Source organism: Propionispora hippei DSM 15287, from assembly GCF_900141835.1.
In the GTDB taxonomy this organism is placed as follows: Bacteria; Bacillota; Negativicutes; order Propionisporales; family Propionisporaceae; genus Propionispora; species Propionispora hippei.
Window position 1 is genome coordinate 23,628 of the sequence record NZ_FQZD01000031.1, and the last position, 20,471, is coordinate 44,098.

Genomic DNA, 20,471 nt, shown 5'->3' on the forward strand with positions numbered 1-20,471 from the left:
CTTGCAAACACGCCCTAGGACAACAACAACTAGTTTCTACGTCAGTTTACCAAAAAACGTAGCAATAATAAAGTATTTTCCAAAGGAATTGGCATTTTCGCTATCGGTGACCTGCAAATCAACGGTTGGCAGCAAAAGGCTTGCGGCGAACAAACTGTCCGGCACCGCGCACACCGACAAAGTTACCGTCTTCCACAATCACCTTGCCTCTGGCAATCGTCATTGTCGGCCAGCCAGTGACCTTCTTTCCCTCATACACACTGTAATCAATGCCCTGGTGGAGCCGGTCAGCCTGTATTGTCCCAGTCTGTGCCAGGTCGACCAAAACCATATCGGCCAGGCTGCCCGGCTGCAGAACGCCCTTCTCCGGGTATAGACCGAACAGTTTGGCCGGATTGGCCGACGCCACGGCAACCAGTTGCTGCAACGTGAGCCGCCCTTGCTGAACACCTTCCTCCAAAAGCAACGGCAGCCGGGTCTCAATTCCCGGTACACCATTTACCACTTTAGTGAAATCACGCCTGCCGCCTGTCTCATCTTGCGGCAAAAACATGGTCTTTTCGGCCAGCGTATAAGTGCAGTCATCAGAGCTAACCACCAGAACATCCTGCCCCAAGCCGGTCCAGAGCGCCTGGCAGTCATCAGTATCCCGGAGCGGCGGGCTCATGATGTAACGATATCCTTCCTCCTGCCGGTACATTTCCTGCGTAAGCACCAGATAATGGGGACAGGTTTCGGCATAAACCGGACAGCCTCTAAGCCGGGACTGCCGCACCGTCTCCAGGCCACGCCGGCTGGTCAGATGAAAAATATACAGTGGCGATCCGGCGGCTTCCGCCAGCAGAATGGCCCGCCGCACTGCTTCCTCTTCACAGAGCGGCGGTTTGGCCTTAGGGAAATCAATCCAGTCCAATTCGCCTTTGGCCCGCTGCCGTTCTATATGAAACTCGGCTATCGCATTGGACTCGGCATGCACTCCCGGCAGCGCCCCCCACTTGCGGGCGGCTTCCAGCACAGCCAGCATCCCGTCGTCCTCAATCATAACCCCTTCTTTGCGATAGGTCATAAACAGCTTAATACTGCTGCAGCCATATTCCACTATAGCCGGAATTTCGGCAATCACTTGCGGATTGGCTTCGACAAACTTGGCATGAGTGCTGTAATCAATGACGGCTTTCGCCATTTCCTCCCGCCGCTCTTTCACCCTGGCCAATACCGAGTCGCCCGGCCGGGTATTGGTAAAATCAATAAAAGTGGTAACACCGCCAAAAGCACCGGCCACACTGCCGCTGTAAAAGTCAAGAGCGCCCCGGCAGCCCATGAACGGCGCCTCAAAATGAGTGTGCATATCAATCAGCCCCGGGAGAACGTATTGACCGGCAGCGTTAATCACCCGTTTGGCCCGCCCCAGCAATGCGGCATCGCCGAGGGAAACAATCCGGCCATCTTGCACGGCAATATCGGTTTTTATTATGGCGTCGGCATTCACTATGCTGCCGCCTTGAATAATCAAATCCAGCATATTCTCACTCCTCTCCAGCTACTTATTTACGCATACAGTCCGGTGCGGGAAGGACAAAAACCGCCGGCAATCATCTGCCACAGCGCCGTACAGCCTGCCACCACCGGGTCAATCACCGTCAGTCCGGTCCGCTGCTGCAGCCGTGCCCCAACACCGGTCATTCCGGCACAACCAAGAATGATTACTTCCGCTCCAGCCTGGCGCAAACTTTCGCATTTTTCTACCATTAAATCTTCCAGGCTGCCCGGCCGGCCGGCAAAATCACCGATCGGCACCTCCAGCGCCGCCACACCGGCCAGCCTAGCCTGCAGCCCGTAAGACAGGACCAGCGACTCCATCATGGGCTTGGCCTTGGCCGAAGCCGCCAGTATACCAAACCGGTAGCCCAGCAAAAGAGCCAGCGAAAAAGAAGCCTCGGCAATACCGGTAACCGGCAGCAGTACTTGTTCCTTCAAAGCATAGAGGGCCGGATCGCCAAAGCAGGCTAACAGCAAACCGTCGAAATGGTCCGGCTGCTGCTTGGCCAGCCGCTGCAGGACACTGGCGCCGGCCAGCGTATAGTCACGGAAGCTTTCCAGCACGTCCGGCGCTCCCGGTGTAGAAGTAACCACAAAATCAAAATGCAGTCTGCCGCTCAACACCTGTACCGTTGCTTCAATATCGCCGGTCATGACCGGCGAAGAATTGGGATTGATGACCAGCAGATTAGGCCGTTTCATAACCGCACCTCCGACGCCATTGCCGGTACAGTTCCTCCGGCGTTGCGATGCCCCGGTCAATGCCATATGCCTGCCAAGCCTGGGCCAGAGCAGTCAGCGACGGTGGCTTGAGCGATGCCTGATCAAGAATTTCACGGGCGCCAAACACCTCTCTGACCGTTCCGTCCAGCAGCATGTGCCCCTGGTGCATGACCACGGCCCGCTTGGCATATTGGGCAACAATATCCATTTCATGAGTAATGATAATAATCGTGTGACCATGCTGCCGGTTCAGTTCCTGCAGAAACTCCATAATTTCGATCGATTGCCGGTAGTCCTGGCCGGTAGTCGGCTCATCGACAATAATGACCTTCGGCTTCAACGACAGGATAGAGGCGATCGCCACCCGCTGCCGCAATCCTTTGGTCAGAAAGAAAGGATGCTCACCAAACAGCTCCGGCCGCACACCGGCAATCCGGGCCGCCTCGCTGACCCGTTCGCGCACTTCACTTTCCGTGCAGCCAATATTGCGCGGCGCATAGGCAATCTCATCAAACACATTATTATTAAACAATTGATGGTCGGGATTTTGAAAAATATAGCCAATAGCCGTGACCAACTGTTTTTTCACCTTGGGCCGGGTAGTATCCAGTCCGTCCACCGTTACGGTGCCCGAAGTGGGCTTGAAGATTCCGTTAAGCACCTTGGACAAGGTCGTTTTGCCGCAACCATTTTGCCCGATCAGGGCGATAAACTCGCCGGGGAAAATCTCCAGAGACACTTGGTTGACCGCCCTGGTTCCATCGGGATAGCAATATTCCAAATTCTCAACCATTACAATCGACTGCTGTGTCATGACGTTCTCCCCCGTTTCAGTTCCTGCCCCAGCCGATCGCGGATGTCTTCAAAATAAACCGGCATCTTCGGCTGGGGACTGTCGGCGGCAGCCAGATAGGAAAACCGGATGATGTCGGGCACACGGATCCCGCTGGCGGCAATGCCATGCAGATCGTCAAAAAAGCGTTCCGCCTTTTCCCAGCGGCGGATACTGCCCTCCGCCAGGAGTAAAATTTCATCGGATAATTCCGCTATCTTTTCAATATTATGTTCAATGACTACAATGGTCATCTGAAGCTCTTTTTTCATGGTAGCCAACAGGGAAAATACATTATCCTTTGAGTGGGGGTCCAGCATGGAGGTCGGCTCATCCAAAATGATGATTTTCGGCTTCATGGCCAGCACAGCGGCAATAGCTACCCGCTGTTTCTGGCCGCCGGAAAGATCATAAGGCGGTTTACCCAACAGTTCCCGGATACCGGTCAGCTCGCTTACCCAGTCAAGCCGCTCATTGATTTCTTCCACCGACAGCCCCAGATTTTCCAAACCGAAGGCAATCTCCTCTTCTACGCTCATCGCCGTAAACTGGGCATCGGGATCGGCAAAAACCATCCCGATATGCTGAGCCAGTTCCAGCGAACTAAGTGACCTCACTGTCGTGCCAAAAATCTCGATCTCACCCTGCAGCACACCGGAAAAATGTTCTGGAATCAGCCCCCGCAAGGCAAGGGCCAAGGTTGTTTTTCCTGCTTCATTGGGTCCGACGATACCTAAAAAACGGTTAGCTTCCAAAGAAAAGGAGATATCCCTGAGCGCCATAGACTCACTGCCGCTGTATTTCCAACATAGATGCTTCACTTCTAGAGCCTTCACTCTCCTCCCCCCTTTACCGAGGCCAGCAAAGCCCGGTTCATCAGTGAATGACTGATATCAAACTGATTGGTATGGACTTCAAAGATGACAAAAACCAGAAAAGCAGCCAGCATACCGGAAATCATGGCAATATCGCCGCACCGCACCGGCGATTTGGCAACCAGGTAGTCGGACCGTTTCCGGCCATTAACCTTGCCGGTCAGCACGGTGCCTTTAGCAAACAAAGCCATGCTGATATCGTCACTGCGCCGGATGGCCAGCGTAAACAGCGGCACCATATACATGGCAAAATGCTTGATTTTACCGGTCCAGGACATATCCTCCGTATCCAATCCCCGGGCCTCCTCCGCCTCACGGATAATCCGGTAGTCTTCCAGAAACATGCCTGCCGACCGCAGTGACAGGCCCAAAAAATAAGAGCAGACAAACGGCATACCCGTCGACCGGAACGCCACTAGAATGTCCCTTTCCCGGTTGGTCGAAAAGTAAAAAATCGACGCATAAATAAGAGCCACAATGCGGATGTACACACTCAAAGCCCACATCAGGGAGTGGTATTCCAGGCGTACCCAGCCAGCCTGATACAATAGCAGTGGTTCCCCCTTGCCGACGGGGAAAAAGATGTACATGGCCAGAATAAATATTCCTATCGTGAATACCATGGGTAAATACACCCTCAGCTTGCGCAAATCCACCCGGGAAAACAGGAACAAACCCAAAATAACCAGCAGAAACGCCAGATTTCCCTCCGGCATTTCAATAAACAGGGGAATCACGCCGGTAATCACAAAAAGGGTTAGACGAACCAGGGGATGCAGGGCATAAATCGGTGATTCCAGCGGCACATAACCTAAAATGGTTTTTTGCATAGTCTGTGTCCCTGCCATACATAGCGCCTCCCAACAGCTACCGGGTTTTAGGCCCAGTATTTTTTACAAAAAGTTTTTGATTTAATAACAATGGGTGAAACGAATTTCAGCATAATAACTCCCAGTATCCAGGAAGCCACCGCATTACCGACAAACCAGCCGAAGAATACGGGTAAATGAGCTGCCGGCGTAATCAGATCGAAAGTTCTCAAGACCGTGCTGCCCCAACCGGCGCCAATAATATTGGAAACGATAATACCCCAAAAAGTGAAGGCAACCCAGTCTTTCGGCGTCAAAAGCCGCGGATCGGCACCAAAGGTGCGGAAGGCCCAGCCGGCAATAATGCCTTGCGCCAGATTGCCCGGTATGTAGGCCAGCGATACCGGCAGAGGGGCCGACCCGGAAATAGCATTGGATATAATCGGAAATACAAAGGAAGCAATCCCTCCCCACATGCCATACCAAATGCTGCCAACCGCCTGAATGGCCTGGCCGGGCCAGAAGGCCGACACAAACCCCAGCGGTACAGCAATGCTGCCAAAGGTGCCGACAACAACGCCGACCCCGGTAAACAAGGCCATCATGACAAAATGCCCCAAACCCGATTTTCTTACTTCACCAGCTTCCAATTCCCAGACACTATCCTGCTCTCTTGTTACTACCTGTGTGGACATACGAATCACTCCAGTCATTTTTTTATTATAATAACAACCGACGTTACCGCCGCTGCAATTACCAGACAAACGAAAAGTGCCCTGAGAAGGAACTTTCATCCATTCTCAGGGCACCCTTGCCCAAAAGTCTCATTTCGAGACAAAAAAGTTTAAAAAAATATACCGTTTTATTAAGTTGGTCTCAGTATATCTCATTTTGAGATTTTTGTCCACTCTTTTTATAAAGAAAATTCGTCGCCGGGCTGGCGGCGCCTTTCCCGGTTATCCCCGTAATGTCAGCAACCCTGCGCGGGCCAAGTTTGGCCCGCCAGGGTTGTTGCACTACGTATAATTATGGGGCCGGTCATACTTACACCATGAACAGTTTAGTACAGTGTCCGATCTAATCCTGCCGTTTTAGGTCTGACACTATAGTCGATTACTCTTTCATCGGCACCATGTCGTGCATCTCGTCCGGTTCCTGAACAAACAGCGTCAGTATAAAACCGGCCACAGGCAATACCGCCAATAGCTGGAATACCCATACCAGGCCCGACATATCGGCCATCTGCCCGAGTACCAGCACGCCCATGGCCCCCAGACCAATGCTGAAGCCCAACGTTAGGCCCGAGGCCATACCGACATTTCCCGGCATCATTTTCTGGGCCATCACCAAACTGCTGGTAAAGGTGGCCGCCAGCAGCACACTGATTGCGGCCAACAAAACAAAGGACCACATGCCCCCTGCCAGGGTAAATAGATAGAGCAGCACTCCCACCGGCAGAATGGAATACAACATCACCGTCCTGCTGCCATAACGGTCGCTCAGCGGACCGCCCAACAGCGTGCCGGCCGCTCCCGCGGCCAGATATACCGTCAGCAGCAGCGCGGCATAGGCCGGGCTGCCATGTAAATAAGAGGTATAATAAAGTGGCACAAAGGTACTGATTCCTGAGGTAACCGTGGAACGCATCAGCACCATGCCTAACAGTGCCAGCAGGGCCAAATCCAGCCGCACAGCAGAGACGCCCCGCACGGCGGCGCTGGCCGGCCGCTGCGACTGTCGCACCCATTGCTTTCTGGTCACCAGCAGCAGGCCCCCGATTATGATGTTAGGCAGCACAAATACATAATACAGCACCGTCGGACCAGACAAGAGCATTCCCAAGAACAGCGATCCTATGGCAAAGCCGGCATTACCGCCGACAGTAAATAAGCTGGCCCCCTTGCCTTTCGCCTTACCGCTTAACCAATTGACAACCTTCGCTCCCTCCGGATGAAACACGGCACTGCCGAAGCCGCTGATCGCGGTACACACCAGTACCAGCGGATAGGACGGCACCAGAAGCGAGGCCAGCATCACCGCCCCTGTCGTGAAGCAACCCAGCGGCATCCACCAGGGCCGGGCCTTCCGGTCGCTTAAGTATCCGAACAACGGCTGGCTGACCGAAGAGGTCAGGTTTTGCAACAGCACGATAGCCGTCACCTCGGCATAGGACAAACCGAATTTCGCTTTAAAATATGGCAGGGCCACAAACAAGGCACCGGCCGATAAATCGATCACCCCATGGGCACAGCTGATCAGCCATACGGTGGGAGAAACATTTTTTATGGACGCAAACATGTTCTTACTCCCTTCTTCCCTTTTGACAGCCTATCACTTGATAATGCAGGCGTATATTCATTATACTGTTAAACCGCTGTGATTGCATGGATAATATACTGATTTTCTTATCTTTACAAGGGAACCAGCAGCGGCTAAGTATAAAAACCACCCTTTTCAGGGTGGTTTTTATACTTAGCCGTTATATATTTTTTGTTTTTATTCTTATGCCATAAACATTTTCAAATCGTCTTCCACATCGCCTACGCCGCCGATGCCGAAGGTTTCCACCAGCACTTTGGCCACGTTGGGCGACAGGAAGCCGGGCAGCGTTGGGCCGAGATGAATATTTTTCACTCCCAGGTAGAGCAGTGCCAACAGTACGATGACGGCTTTCTGTTCATACCAGGCAATGTTATAAGCAATGGGCAATTGATTGACATCGTCCAGACCGAATACTTCCTTCAGTTTCAGAGCAATGACGGCCAGCGAATAGGAGTCGTTGCATTGTCCGGCATCCAGCACCCGGGGAATACCGCCGATATCGCCCAAAGGCAGCTTGTTGTAACGGTATTTAGCGCAGCCGGCTGTCAGAATGACGGTGTCCTGAGGCAACGCTTTGGCAAATTCACTGTAATAGTCGCGGCTCTTCATGCGACCGTCGCAACCGGCCATGACAAAGAATTTCTTAATGGCGCCGGCTTTAACAGCCTCTACCACTTTATCGGCCAGACTCAATACCTGATTGTGGGCAAAGCCGCCGACAATCTCGCCCTGCTCCAGTTCCTGCGGTGGCGGGCACTGTTTGGCATGGGCGATTAGGCCTGAGAAGTCTTTTGGCTGACCGGCAGCTCTGGCTGGGATTTGTTTCAACCCTTCAAAGCCAACCACACCGGTCACATATACCCGGTCCTTATAGCTTTCCTTCGGTGTAACCAGACAGTTGGTAGTCATCAGAATCGGTCCGTTGAAGCTTGCAAACTCTTTATCCTGCAGCCACCAGGCATTGCCGTAGTTGCCGACAAAATTATCGTATTTCTTGAAGAACGGATAGTAGTGGGCCGGCAGCATTTCACCATGGGTGTATACATCGACACCGGTGCCCCGGGTCTGTTCCAATAATTCTTCCAAATCCTTCAGATCATGGCCGCTGATCAAAATGGCCGGGTTGTTTCTAACGCCAATATTGACCTTGGTAATTTCCGGGTTGCCGTAGGTGGTGGTATTGGCCTGATCCAGGAGAGCCATGACATCCACCCCGAATTTACCGCATTCCAGTACTAACGATACCAGTTGATCGGCACTCAATTCCTCAGTGGTCGCCTTCAACGCCCGCTGCATAAAAGCGAAAATACCGTCTTGTCCATATCCCAGGGTATAGGCATGCTCAGCGTAGGCTGCCATCCCTTTCACGCCGTAGGTTAAAAGTTCGCGCAACGAACGGACATCTTCATTTTCAGTTGCCAGAATACCGACTGCTTCTGCCTTGGCTTCAAAAGCATGGGGTCCATCAGTCCAGGTTACACTGTCATGGCCTTCCTGTGGCGCCACGCCGGCCTGGAGCAGCTCGGCCTTCACCTGATCGCGGATGGCCAGTGCATCCTGCACCTTGCCGACAAAGTAGGCCTTGTCAAAATTTGCATTGGTAATGGTGGAAAAGAGCGCTTCCATTACAAAGACATCAACTGCCGGTTTATTCACGCCGGCTTCTCTGGCCTGGACATTAAGAATGGAAATTCCCTTCAGCACATAAATCAAAAGATCCTGTAAATTGGCGACGTCCGCTGTCTTCCCGCAAACACCGCGCATAGTACAGCCGCTCCCCTTCGCCGTTTCCTGACATTGATAGCAAAACATTCCCATTGTATATAAGCCTCCTTGTTATTAGGGTATAACAACCTTATTCATAGTGCTATCATACAGTAAACAGCCCGGAGCGGCTGTGACCTGCATCACAGCCGCTCAAAAATTTTGTCAAGCACACAAAAAAGATGGTACAGCGATTTTTGCACCGCCATACCATCTTTACATTCACCTTATTTTTAATAGGTTTCGGCAAACACTTCAAAGAAAGCCTTCGGATGAAGGCAGGCCGGACATTTTTCCGGTGCGGCCGTGGCTTCATGGATGTAACCGCAGTTAGCACATTTCCAAAATACCTTGCCGTCTTTTACAAATACCGTACCGTTGGCTACATTGTCAGCCAGCTTGTTGAAGCGGACTTCATGACATTTTTCAGCGGCAGCAATCATGCGAAAGGCGGCGGCCACTTCAGGGAAGCCTTCTTCAGCGGCAACCTGGGCAAAAGCCGGGTACAAATCGGTCCATTCTTCATTTTCCCCGCCGGCAGCGGCTTTTAAGTTAGTCAGGGTATCACCCTTTTCCACCGGGAAGGATGCGGTAATTTCCAGCATCACCGGCAGTTCGTCCTTCAAGCCTTCCAACAGGAAGTTATAGAACCGTTTGGCATGTTCTTTTTCATTATCGGCGGTTTCGATAAAAATGGATTGAATTTGCTTAAAGCCTTCCTTATCGGCTACCGATGCATAGTATGTATACCGGTTTCTGGCCTGAGACTCTCCGGCAAACGCTTTCAATAAATTTTCAGCAGTTTTAGTACCTTTTAAGCTTTTCACTCTTAAATCTCTCCCTTTTATTTATTATAACGGTTATTATTAACTAATAATAATTATCCGCTATTAACTATTATAGTAGCCTTTGTAAGCTTCGTCAATATCCTACCATCTTATAATTCGCCGTTTTCCACCGCTCCCCTGCCACTTTTGCCCGGCAGGCCGGCAAATTAGTGCAAATCCCTTTGTTTTATGTTATAATCAAAACCGCGCTGTCTCCGGTCCCAACGTCCGGGGACGCCTGACCGAAAGCTCCAGGCTATGGCTACCCATAGATAATTACGATATAGAAAGGAAGCGTTATGGACCAAATCGTTCAGTTATTGCAAAGCTACGGCGTCTGGGGATTATTTTTGATTTCCTTTGTTGAATCGTTCATTTCCCCCATCCTGCCTGATGTCCTGTTAATTCCCATGGTGCTCGCCGTTCCCGATCAAGCACTGTACTATTCGATTCTGGCCACTTCCGCTTCGGTCCTGGGCGGCTTTATCGGCTACGGTATCGGCAGCAAATTCGGGACACGGGCTTTACACAAATTTGTTCCTCCACGGCATAGCCAAAAAATCGAGGAATGGTTTACCCGCTATGGGGGCTGGGCTATTTTCCTTGCTTCGCTGGCGCCCATTCCCTATAAATTCATCTCCATTTCAGCCGGTACTTTCCGGACCAATCTGCCGGTCTTTTTTATTGCCTCATTGCTCGGGCGCGGCAAGCGCTTTCTTCTGATCGGCCTGATCGTTCACTATTTCGGTCCTGAAGCCTTGCAGGTACTTCACCAGTTACCGGCCACCTGGGTCTATGCCGGCCTTGCCCTGTTGCTGCTGACAGCCGCCGGGTTCTATTACTACCGGCGGAGAAGGCCGGTGCAAAATCAGCCTGAATAAATATCAAATACACAAAGGGGATATTCCGCAGTCTTTTACGGAATATCCCCCTTTTCTATTGTCCGTCGTTCACCGGCTGACGCGACTTTAACAAACACATCGTCCTGAAATGCCACAGGCTTGGCCGGTAATGGCTCCTCCGGTACGGCAAGCCGCTCCTCCAGCCGCCGGAGGCTTTCCCGCAACATCCGGTAATCCTGCTTGTTGAGCGGCTGAAATTCCTCTTTCAGCAGGAAACCAAACTTTCCGTTCGGTTCAATAGTGCCCCAGCGTACCTCTTCACAACTGGCAATTCCCGCCTGCCGCAATTCCATCTCCAGTTGCTGCACCGTCACTCGCACCTGCTTTAAATGGTCCTTGCGAATGACACCATCTTCAATAAGCAGAACAGGCTTGCCAGTAAGTACCTTTTTTAGAAACGGAATCCGTAGCTCCGCATATTCCATAAAAATAAGCGTCAGCACTGCCAGCGTGACCACCACAAAAGTACTGTCCAGTTCACTGCCCACCAGTGGTTCAATCAGAACGGTACCGACTGCCAGCATGACCACTGTTTGGGCCACCGTCATCTGAGCCAGCGATTTGCGCCCGGCAATCCGCAAAATCAATGTTCCGTATAAAATAGTTACAATGGTTTTCCAGACCAGGGACAGTTCCACTTCCGTTCCTCCTTGCCAGACCGGCCTGTGCCGCTTTACTTTCTAGTATGCCCGCAGTCGTCCGGCTTATTGCCGCTTGGCAAGTTCGATTTCTCTTTTAAATGAAAAGAACTGTCGCAAAGGATTCTCCCATTACGACAGTCTCTCGCCCTGATTAATTATTTTTTAGACAACGCCAGTTTTATACCGAAGGAAAATAGCATAAAACCTACACAGCGCTGAAAGTTTATCCTAAACAGGGGTTTGGCAAACCAAGCCCGGATATAACTGAAAGCGGAAGCCACGAATAGAAACCACAACAGCACAATCAGTACAGCGATCAACCCCAGGACAAACAGATAAAACTGCGCGTTCTCGCCGGGAACGACAAACTGAGGCAGCAGAGTCAAATAAAAAATCGAGGCTTTGGGATTTAAGACATTCGTCAAAGCTCCCTGCCAAAAATAGCTGCTTAGTTTAACGGCCGCTCCGGCGTTCTCTCCGCCGTCTGCCGCCGTAAGTTCAGCACCTTCCCCGGCATGGCGGAAAGTTATCCAGCCCATATAGCATAAATAGGCAGCGCCAATATACTTTACCCATTCAAACAAGGTGGCCGACTGGGCGATAATCGCCGACAGGCCCAATACTGCTGCCATAGTGTGGACCAAAAGGCCCGAGGCAACACCGCAGGCGCTCAGTTGCCCTCCACTGCGGCCGGCGGCCAGCGTATTCTTCGTAACCAGGGCGAAATCGGCGCCTGGCAAAATAGCCGCTGCCAAAGCAGTCAATATAAAAACTCCGAAATTCTCCATACCGATATCTCCTCAACCCAACCTATTCTTCCACTGTATTATAAGGGTCCCATTCCGTCACTCCCGCCAATTGACTTTTCATCTGCCGGCAAGCGGCCAGCAGCTTATCCTTATCTTGCGGCAAGGTTCCCGCCAATGGGGCGTAATTGGAAATATGATTGCTGCGAAACAGGCAATGACTGCTTTCCGGCAGATTAACCGCCCTCAGCAGTGCCTGCATCTCGCCGGCAATTTCCGCCGGCGACAGCACGGCAAACTGTCCCGCTTCGTATGCCTGGCGTAGTTCACTGCCGCGATACAGCATCAGCGTCAGGACACTGAACATATGAGGCCGAATGGCATTAATCGCCAGCGCCGTATGGCGGGCATGCTGCTCTGACCGCTGCCTGCCGCCCAGACCGGCAATCACCATCAGCGACAGCTTCATCCCCGCCGCCACAATACGCTGACCGGCCGCCACCGCCTGCTGCGCCGTAACCCCTTTACGGACATACTGCAGCACCTCATCGTCACCCGACTCCAAACCGTAATAAACGAGCTGCAGGCCGGCCTCGCGCAAGGCCAGCAGCTCTTCCGGCGTTTTATTTAACATATCGCGCGGACCGGCATAACAGGACACACGGCGCAATTTGGGCAGCGCCTGCCGTAAAAGCGCCAAAATTTCCAATAACCGTTCCGCCGGTAATACCAGGGCGTTGCCGTCGCCGAGAAATACCCGGCGGATGCTCTCTCCATAACGTTTAGCCCGCTCAACCTGAGCCACAATCTCCTCCATCGTCCGCAGGCGGAAGGAAACGCTGCGGTACATGTTGCAATAGGTGCAGCGATTGTGCGAACAGCCGATAGTCACCCGCAGGATGAAACTGTCGGCTTCACTGGGCGGACGAAAGACCGGCCCCTCGGCCGTATCAAAATACATGGCGTTCACCTCTCTCACTTATGGCAAAAGAGATCCGTCTACTTAGCCTTAGCCGTGCCGGCAAACAGCTTCTCATACTCACCATAGCCTTCTTTAACCAAATCTTCCCGGGCAATAAACCGCAATGCCGCCGAATTGATGCAGTACCGCAAGCCGCCAGGCAGCGGCCCGTCGGTAAACACATGACCCAAATGGGAATCGGCTTGCTTGCTCCGCACTTCGGCACGGGTCATGCCATGGCTCCGGTCAAGCTTTTCCCGGACTGTTTCCCGCTGCAGCGGTTTAGAAAAGCTGGGCCAGCCACAGCCTGAATCAAACTTGTCCAGCGAGCTAAAGAGCGGCTCGCCGGAAACAATATCCACATACAGGCCTTCGGCTTTGTGATCCCAAAATTCATTGGCAAAAGGCGGCTCGGTCCCATTTTGCTGCGTAACTTCATATTGCAGGTCGGTAAGCTTCTTTCTTAAGAGGTCTTTGCTGTTTGATTCGCTCATTCCGAACACTCCTCATCAAAAAATATGTACTTTCTTCTTTCAGCTCCCCTACAAATAACAGCCGCCATCAATTCAGTCAGTATTGATGACGGCTGTCGCTCAGCGGCTTCCGCCGGCAAGCCGTTAAGGAATTGCAGCCTCGTTCAGGGCAATGTCCTTTACCGCTTGCAGCACATCCTGCTGGAATGTCAGCATTTTGCTGCTGTAATTCCAGACAGCCTGCTCCGTTCCATAGGTTTTCTCATCAACTGATACCGGAGCACCCCAGCTAAGCAGAACCTGCTCTTTAGTCATGCCCGGTTCCACCGTACCGGCGTCAAGCTGATTCCAGACTTCATCAGACCAGCCCAAGGTAGTACGCGGATTTTCCAAAAACAGGGCAGTCTGCCAGGGAGCCTGCTCCGTCCAGGCTGTCATAGGTTGATTGGTCCAACTGTAGGCAATCGGTAATATCGCCTTTTGTCCATGAACCCGGACAACCAGCCAGATAGGCTCATTGGCTCGTAAGCCGCTATATACATCCAGCACCTGCGCTGCTTCACCCAGCTTTACAGGTACGGCGGCAGAAGACTCCCCAGCCTGTGGATCATACATCCCCTGCAGCATGCGCTGCTTTAAATAAATGGTTTTGCCTAATAACTGTTGTCTGGCTCTTGAAAGATCGGCCTCGGGTACAATCCCTTCCAGCTGCCCCCGCATTGTCCGTCCAAGGAATTTTTGGCCGGTTTTATCGTCTTTAAAATGAACCATATATTCATACTGTTGATCACCGGCCAGATAAGACACGACCGCCGAAACCGTCATTATCTTACCCTCGAAGCTCTGATAAGGCAGCCGGACCGAGGTGTCGCCGGCAAAGCCTTGCTCCGCCTGCTCTTCGGGAAAAATTTCATAGCCCTCCGACTGTTTGTCTGCCGGCAGCGCCAAGAATACAAAGCGGTGACCCACCCATTGATTGGGAGTTAGATTCGGAGAATTGGCCAAGAGTGAAGCTTGGGCCCAGGCAACCGTGGAAAAACTGATGCAAAGCATCGTGCTTACCAGTACCAGGAAAAACAGGGTCACTCGTTTCACTTTTTCATCCTCCTTCGCCGCAGCGCGCCTTCTTGAGGACAGGCGTTCTGTCAGGTATCGTGGTTTATTATATCATAAATAACCGGAGAATATTTTTAGTAACTATTGCTATTATAAAATAAAGCTAACAAATAATTAATATTAAAAAAAACTATTTATACTTTTATTGTTTTTTGGTAAAATATTACTAACAATTAAAAATTGAGTATATTTACCGTTTGTTTGATCTATATTTAAACAGTATGGCTATTGTACTCACTCAGGAGGGATTTTAAATGGAAAAAGGCTTTTTAACCGCTGTGAAAGAAAGAAGAACGTTCTACGGAATCAGCAAGGACATTACTGTAAAGGAAGACCGCATTGAGGAAATTGTCAAGGAAGCCGTTCTCCATGCTCCTTCCGCCTTCAATTCGCAAAGCGCCCGGGCCGTTGTCCTGTTCGGCAAACAGCATGATGCTCTCTGGGATATTACCAAAGAAGCGCTGCGCCAGATCGTTCCCGCCGCCAATTTTGCCGCCACGGAGGAAAAAATCAATTCTTTCCAGAGCGGCTATGGCACCATTCTCTATTTTGAAGATATCTCGGTAGTGGAAAATCTGCAAAAAAGCTTCCCGCTCTATAAGGATAACTTCCCCCTATGGTCCCAGCAGTCTTCGGGCATGCTGCAATACATTATCTGGACAGCGCTGGAAATTGAAGGACTTGGTGCTTCCCTGCAGCATTACAATCCGCTTATCGACGACAAAGTAAAAGAAAGCTGGAATATCCCGGCCAACTGGAAACTTATCGCCCAAATGCCGTTCGGCCAGCCCACCGCCCAGCCTGGACCGAAAGAATCCCAGCCTTTGCCGGAACGGGTTAAGGTGTATAAATAACCCATCCGAAGGACTTAGTTTATGACCCAAACAGGCGTATGCCCTTCCGGGCATGTGAAAATCCTAAACTCGGCAGGCTATGCCGGTTTAGGATTTTTCCTTATTCCATTCCCTTATACTGCTTACAAGAGGAGTGATACCATGCCACAACCAGTCGCTATCATCACCGGCGCCGCCCGGGGCATCGGCAAAGCCATTGCTCTGACACTGGCCCGCCGGGGCGCGGCCGTGCTTGTTGCGGACAGCAGCCAGCTAGGCCGGCAAACCGTCGACGAAATGAAGGAGCAAGGCCTGGAAGCGATATTTTATCAGGCCGACGTCAGTGTGCCCCAGGCCGTACGGCAGGTCGTCGAAACAGCGCAAAACCATTACCGCCGTCTGGACTGGATTGTCAATAATGCCGGCATCAGCGCGTTCAAGCCGATCGACGAAATTTCCATCGACGAGTTTGATCATATACTTGCCGTCAACCTGCGTGCCGCCTTTTTATTCGCTAAGTTTGGCGCCCCGTTGCTCCGGCAGTCGCCGCAGGCGGCCATTGTAAATATTGCCTCCACCCGGGCGCTGATGAGTGAGCCCCACAACGAGGCTTACGCTGCCGCCAAAGCCGGCTTGCTGGGCCTTACTCACGCGCTGGCCAATTCCCTGGGGCCGTCCGTCCGGGTAAATGCCATCTGCCCCGGCTGGATCGCCACGGAAAGTACTCCGGCCCTAAGTCTGGCCGACCATGCTCAGCATCCGGTCGGCCGGGTAGGACTTCCCTCGGACATTGCCAATATGACGGCCTTTCTGCTCTCGGCCGAAGCCTCGTTTATTTCCGGTCAGGCCTTTATCGTTGACGGCGGCATGACCAAAAAAATGATCTACACTGAATAATAAGCACCTTATCAGCCTTAATCAGTGAATACGGGCGGTCTATTTCCCACACCATTATCCTACCGTTTTAGGGCTGACAAGGTACTGTCACCCAGTACTATCCGGTTGCGCCCCGCCTGTTTCGCCTCATACAGCGCTCTGTCGGCCACGGCAATGAGTTCGGACGGCTGCTCGCTGAGCCGGGGTATCTCGGCGGCAATCCCCATGCTCACGGTAATCGCCGTCTGCAGTACCGAAGCGGACAGTTCGTCCTTTGCCCGGCGAATATAGTCCTGAATCCGCTCTCCCACGGCCAGCGCACCGGCCTCGTCCGTTTCCGGCAAAATGATGGCAAACTCCTCGCCCCCGTAACGGGCTACCAAATCGGTAGCCCGTTTTGTTGTCATTTCCAACGCTTCAGCCACAAAATGCAGACAACTGTCACCGGCCAAATGGCCGTAGGTATCGTTATAAATTTTAAAATAGTCCACATCCAGCATAATTAAAGCCAAAGGTGTCTTTTGCCGGACAGCCCGCTGCCATTCCCGTTCCAGCACTTCGTCAAAATAGCGCCGGTTGGCAATGCCTGTAAGCGCATCCAGAAAAGAAATGCGCCGCAATTCTTCATTAAGCCGCACCAGTTCCTCTGTTCGCTGCTTCACCTGGCTTTCCAGTTCATCGTGAGCCAGTTGCCGTACCTGTTCCGCTTCCTTCCGCTCGGTAATATCGGCCACCACTCCGTCCACCCAGAGAATTTCGCTGTCTTCGGCCTGCCGGAGGGTGATACTCACCGAACACCAAAGTCTTTCGCCAAGCCTGCGCCGCAGCAAGAGTTCACAGTTTCTGACAAAACCGTTTCGCTTAAGTTCCGTCTGCAGCTCCGCCCACGCTTTCGGCTCCACGCACAGACGGCGTAGAGAAAGCTCGTGCAATTCGGTTGCCGAGCTACAGCCAAACAGTGTCAGCATCACCGGATTCGTCTGCCGGAAGCGAATTTCCTCCAGATCGCCGCTCCGGAAAATACCGACGTGGAGGTGTTCCACCAGGGAACGATATTTATCTTCACTTTCTCTTAGCTGGGCTTCGCGCTTGCTCAGTTCGTCCGTCATATGGTTAAAGGCAACAGCCAGCAAGCCAAATTCATCACAGGAGGTGCTTGCCGCCTTCCGGCTCATATCACCCTGCGCGATGGTATTGGCGGCTGCCGCAATGGCAGCTATCGGTCTGGTCAATGCCGCCGCCAGCCAAAGGCTTACCAGCGCTGCCAGGGCAGCCGTGCCAAACACCAGCACCAGTACTCTTTGCCGGACGGCCGCCACTTCGACCAGCGCCGCTTCCGCCGGTTGCTGTACAATTACGGCCCAACCGCTAGTGGGAACATAGCTATACCCGGCAAACTGCCGCTTGTCCGGTGCTCCGTATTCCTCCCAGCCGCTTTGTCCCATAAGGGCTTTCCGCAACGGCGGCAAAGCGGCAGCATCGGCCGCACCGCCTGTCTGTCCCTCCGGCTGAAGCAGGAACTTGCCTGCGGCATTGACAATAAACACAGCCCTGCTGTCGGCATTGGCAACTCCGATATACCTCAACCGCTTATCCATCGCCACATTCACCACAATCAAGCCTACCACGGTCTCGCCAGCCTTGATCGGTTCGGCTATGGCAATACCGGGCTCGCCGGTGCCTGTCGTCAGCACCGGCCCGGATATGGCAGACATTCCGTTATGGACGACATCATAAATATACTGTCTGTCCAGATATTGCAGGGACGGATCGGCCGCTTTTCCATCCCAGCGGGCCACTTGCCGACCGGTCAGGTCGACGGTCACCGCCAGCAGTATATCGGGATACCGGGAGACCAGCCGCCGCAGCACACTGGCCTGGCGTCCGGGGTCCAGTGAACGAATGTCCCCGTTACTTGCCGCAAGCCGCAAGACCCGCAGCTTTTCGGCAAGCATCCAGTCCATATCGCCGGCAATTCGTTCGGCAATCTCCTGATTGTTCACCACTACCGACTGTTTCATCGTCTTTTCATAAGGCTGCCAGATCACGAAGGTTATTAGAACGACAGGCAGTACCGTCAATACTACCAGCAGGGCGCCCAGTCTTTGATGCAAGCCAAGATTGGCCCAGCGAGTCCGTATGCAATTAGCTACCTGCTCTCTTACCATGGCGCCCCCTCCTTCGTGATACTGTAAAGTGTTACATTATTCCGCGATAACCCCCTGATTCCTGCTTTTTTTGTTAGGAAACAGCGCTAAACGCCATTTCTCCGTTAACAAGGGACACAACCCCATCATCCGGCATTAGCATGCAGGTTCAAACTGACAAATGTTCCATAACACTTGATGTTTCCACCAAAGGAGGCAATTTTTCAACGGAACAAAACTATGCTTTGGGTACGCAAAAAGACCGGCCATTGCCGGTCCCCTCGTGTATATCAAAACTATCAAGTCTCAACGATGTTGCTCCCGGTTTTTCGCCGCTCCAGATTAGCCAGCAAAATAGCCAGCAGAGTCAGGGCACCGCCGATAATCTGGCTGGGAAATACCCTTTCGCCCAGCACCAGATAGCCACAGACTACCCCGACAATGGGAACCACGTTTAAATACAGAGTAGTAACCGCGACATCCAGACGCTTAAGCACATAAATGTATAATACATAGCAAAGCACAGAGCAAAACACCGCGAGGAACACCAGGTGGAGCAAAGCCTGCAGAGAGAAAAGGCGCCACTCCGCATGCTCAACAAGCGACAGCGGCAGCAAAAACAACGTCCCCAAACAGGTCTGATAAGTGGTCATCGCCACACCGGAATATTTGCCCTGCAGTGATTTATTTACCAGCGTATAAAGAGCCCAGGAAATCATTGCCCCCACCACCAGCAAGTTTCCCTTAAAATTGGACGAACTGAAATCCAATTCACCGTTAGCCGTCACCGCCAGATAGCTGCCCAGCAAGCCGATCACTACGCCGGCTATTTTTAACCGGGTTACCTCGCTGCGAAAGACCAGCACATCCAGACTGATGGTGATAATCGGCACTAGCGCCACAATTAGCGAGGCGTTGGCTGCCGTAGACAGCTTAACGCCGATATTCTCAAAATAAAAGTACAAAGTAATACCAAAAATGCCGCCAAGCACCATGCGGGGAATGTCCTTTTTCGCCAGCTTCGCCTCCGGCTCCAGATGCCGCAGGACCAAAATCAGCAAAGCCGAGGCTATAATAAAGCGCAGCAACGCCATAGTCACCGGTGGGATTTCTGCTACGGCAATTTTAATGCTAATAAAAGAAACTCCCCAAAACAGGGCAACCAAGGTCATGATCAAATTAGAAATCAGCAGTTCGTTAGCCGGGCAACGAATCCACTCTGCAATCCGCGCTTGCATAAAAGCCCTCCTGTTATACCCGCCGGCCGGTTTGTTCCAGCCTCATTCCTTATACTATAGCATACCTGCCGGATATTTCACAATCTGATAAACCGCATGATTATCGCTAAAACGGGAATGCTAAAGAAAAACAGTCAGGAGGGATGCCACCATGGCATTACAATTGACCCAGAAAGAAAAACAATTATTACAGGACCAAAAGTCCCATGAGGAACTCTGTATCGAGAAATATCAGCAGCACGCTCAGCGGGCCGCCGATCCCAAGCTGAAACAACTGTTCGAGTCTTACGCCCAGCAGGAGCAGCAGCACTTAAATACCATTGTCTCCATGCTCAACGGGCAGGTTCCGATGATGAACCAGAACCAATCCCAATCCGGCCAAAGCCAGCAGCCTCAGGCGGGTGCGGCTCAAAGTCAGTCCGGCACGGCTCCGTCCCAGTATAATCAGGCTGATGCCACCTTGTGCAACGACATGCTCATGACCGAGAAATATGTATCCGGTGCCTATGACACGGCCATCTTTGAATTCACCGACGCCAATATGCGTCAAGCGCTCAATCATATCCAAAAAGAAGAGCAGCAGCATGGCGAAGGTATCTTCAATTATATGCAGAGCAACGGCATGTACAACGTAAAATAAGCTTTTGTAATAAGTGCTTTTCCTTGTCTTTTACAGTAGACATAAAAAATGGCTGTCTCCGGTCTGATTCCGGGCAGCCACTTTTTTATGCAGATTACCAGGCATTCTCCTGGATAATGCTAAGCTTTCGTTTAGCGGAACAAATACCCTGTGTATACCTTACAATTTCCCCAGTTCCTTGCAGGTAACATAATAACCTTTTGTTAC

At 52.0% G+C, this 20,471-nt stretch carries 20 protein-coding genes; 4 read left to right on the plus strand and 16 right to left on the minus strand.

Features of this window, described 5'->3' with window-relative positions; translation table 11 throughout:
• Positions 1-118: 118 nt before the first annotated feature.
• From hydA to rbr, 9 genes are all read right to left on the minus strand, one after another.
• Positions 119-1,522: a dihydropyrimidinase gene (gene hydA / locus F3H20_RS14795; RefSeq protein ID WP_149735686.1), complete on the minus strand. Its 1,404-nt coding sequence runs from the start codon at positions 1,520-1,522 to the stop codon at positions 119-121.
• Between the two features lie 26 nt (positions 1,523-1,548).
• Complete coding sequence (locus F3H20_RS14800) at positions 1,549-2,241, minus strand: aspartate/glutamate racemase family protein (protein WP_188128358.1); 693 nt, start codon at positions 2,239-2,241, stop codon at positions 1,549-1,551.
• Positions 2,228-3,076, minus strand: coding sequence for an energy-coupling factor ABC transporter ATP-binding protein (locus F3H20_RS14805; RefSeq protein WP_149735688.1), 849 nt, complete (start codon positions 3,074-3,076; stop codon positions 2,228-2,230). The genes F3H20_RS14800 and F3H20_RS14805 overlap by 14 nt, the downstream gene beginning before the upstream one ends.
• Complete coding sequence (locus F3H20_RS14810; protein WP_149735689.1) at positions 3,073-3,930, minus strand: energy-coupling factor ABC transporter ATP-binding protein; 858 nt, start codon at positions 3,928-3,930, stop codon at positions 3,073-3,075. The genes F3H20_RS14805 and F3H20_RS14810 overlap by 4 nt, the downstream gene beginning before the upstream one ends.
• Positions 3,927-4,817 (minus strand): energy-coupling factor transporter transmembrane component T family protein, encoded by an 891-nt coding sequence (locus F3H20_RS14815; RefSeq protein ID WP_149735690.1) that lies wholly within the window; start codon positions 4,815-4,817, stop codon positions 3,927-3,929. The genes F3H20_RS14810 and F3H20_RS14815 overlap by 4 nt, the downstream gene beginning before the upstream one ends.
• Positions 4,818-4,846: 29 nt before the next feature.
• Positions 4,847-5,473 (minus strand): hypothetical protein, encoded by a 627-nt coding sequence (locus tag F3H20_RS14820; protein ID WP_149735691.1) that lies wholly within the window; start codon positions 5,471-5,473, stop codon positions 4,847-4,849.
• Between the two features lie 418 nt (positions 5,474-5,891).
• Positions 5,892-7,076, minus strand: a complete 1,185-nt coding sequence (locus tag F3H20_RS14825) for an MFS transporter (protein WP_149735692.1) — start codon at positions 7,074-7,076, stop codon at positions 5,892-5,894.
• A 204-nt stretch (positions 7,077-7,280) separates the two neighbouring features.
• Positions 7,281-8,918 carry a hydroxylamine reductase gene (hcp, locus tag F3H20_RS14830; protein ID WP_149735693.1) on the minus strand — a complete coding sequence of 546 codons (1,638 nt, stop codon included), beginning with the start codon at positions 8,916-8,918 and terminating at the stop codon, positions 7,281-7,283.
• Between the two features lie 179 nt (positions 8,919-9,097).
• Positions 9,098-9,691: a rubrerythrin gene (gene rbr, locus F3H20_RS14835; RefSeq protein ID WP_149735694.1), complete on the minus strand. Its 594-nt coding sequence runs from the start codon at positions 9,689-9,691 to the stop codon at positions 9,098-9,100.
• Positions 9,692-9,990: 299 nt separating this feature from the next.
• On the opposite strand from rbr, the gene F3H20_RS14840 reads away from it, so the two are divergent.
• Positions 9,991-10,572 carry a YqaA family protein gene (locus tag F3H20_RS14840; protein WP_149735695.1) on the plus strand — a complete coding sequence of 194 codons (582 nt, stop codon included), beginning with the start codon at positions 9,991-9,993 and terminating at the stop codon, positions 10,570-10,572.
• 35 nt (positions 10,573-10,607) lie between these two features.
• Here F3H20_RS14840 and F3H20_RS14845 read toward each other — a convergent pair whose 3' ends face one another.
• The 5 genes from F3H20_RS14845 to F3H20_RS14865 form a co-directional block, all read right to left on the minus strand.
• Positions 10,608-11,231 (minus strand): DUF421 domain-containing protein, encoded by a 624-nt coding sequence (locus F3H20_RS14845; RefSeq protein WP_149735696.1) that lies wholly within the window; start codon positions 11,229-11,231, stop codon positions 10,608-10,610.
• A 158-nt stretch (positions 11,232-11,389) separates the two neighbouring features.
• Positions 11,390-12,022, minus strand: a complete 633-nt coding sequence (locus tag F3H20_RS14850; protein WP_149735697.1) for a LysE family translocator — start codon at positions 12,020-12,022, stop codon at positions 11,390-11,392.
• A 22-nt stretch (positions 12,023-12,044) separates the two neighbouring features.
• Complete coding sequence (locus F3H20_RS14855) at positions 12,045-12,941, minus strand: radical SAM protein (protein ID WP_149735698.1); 897 nt, start codon at positions 12,939-12,941, stop codon at positions 12,045-12,047.
• Positions 12,942-12,979: 38 nt separating this feature from the next.
• Positions 12,980-13,435 carry a peptide-methionine (R)-S-oxide reductase MsrB gene (gene msrB, locus F3H20_RS14860; RefSeq protein ID WP_149735699.1) on the minus strand — a complete coding sequence of 152 codons (456 nt, stop codon included), beginning with the start codon at positions 13,433-13,435 and terminating at the stop codon, positions 12,980-12,982.
• Positions 13,436-13,558: 123 nt separating this feature from the next.
• Positions 13,559-14,509 (minus strand): outer membrane protein assembly factor BamE, encoded by a 951-nt coding sequence (locus F3H20_RS14865; protein WP_149735700.1) that lies wholly within the window; start codon positions 14,507-14,509, stop codon positions 13,559-13,561.
• A gap of 275 nt (positions 14,510-14,784) precedes the next feature.
• Between F3H20_RS14865 and F3H20_RS14870 the strand changes: the two genes are divergently transcribed.
• Both F3H20_RS14870 and F3H20_RS14875 read left to right on the plus strand, forming a co-directional pair.
• Entirely contained in the window at positions 14,785-15,384 is a 600-nt protein-coding gene (locus F3H20_RS14870) for a nitroreductase family protein (protein WP_149735701.1), read from the plus strand.
• A gap of 141 nt (positions 15,385-15,525) precedes the next feature.
• On the plus strand, positions 15,526-16,260 hold the full coding sequence (locus F3H20_RS14875; protein ID WP_149735702.1) for an SDR family NAD(P)-dependent oxidoreductase: 735 nt from the start codon (positions 15,526-15,528) through the stop codon (positions 16,258-16,260).
• 59 nt (positions 16,261-16,319) lie between these two features.
• On the opposite strand, the gene F3H20_RS14880 is transcribed toward F3H20_RS14875, so the two are convergent.
• Positions 16,320-18,407, minus strand: coding sequence for a diguanylate cyclase domain-containing protein (locus tag F3H20_RS14880; protein ID WP_149735703.1), 2,088 nt, complete (start codon positions 18,405-18,407; stop codon positions 16,320-16,322).
• A 278-nt stretch (positions 18,408-18,685) separates the two neighbouring features.
• Complete coding sequence (locus F3H20_RS14885; protein WP_149735704.1) at positions 18,686-19,624, minus strand: DMT family transporter; 939 nt, start codon at positions 19,622-19,624, stop codon at positions 18,686-18,688.
• A 151-nt stretch (positions 19,625-19,775) separates the two neighbouring features.
• Here F3H20_RS14885 and F3H20_RS14890 point away from each other — a divergent pair, with 151 nt between their 5' ends.
• Entirely contained in the window at positions 19,776-20,264 is a 489-nt protein-coding gene (locus tag F3H20_RS14890; protein WP_149735705.1) for a spore coat protein, read from the plus strand.
• Positions 20,265-20,471: the final 207 nt, after the last annotated feature.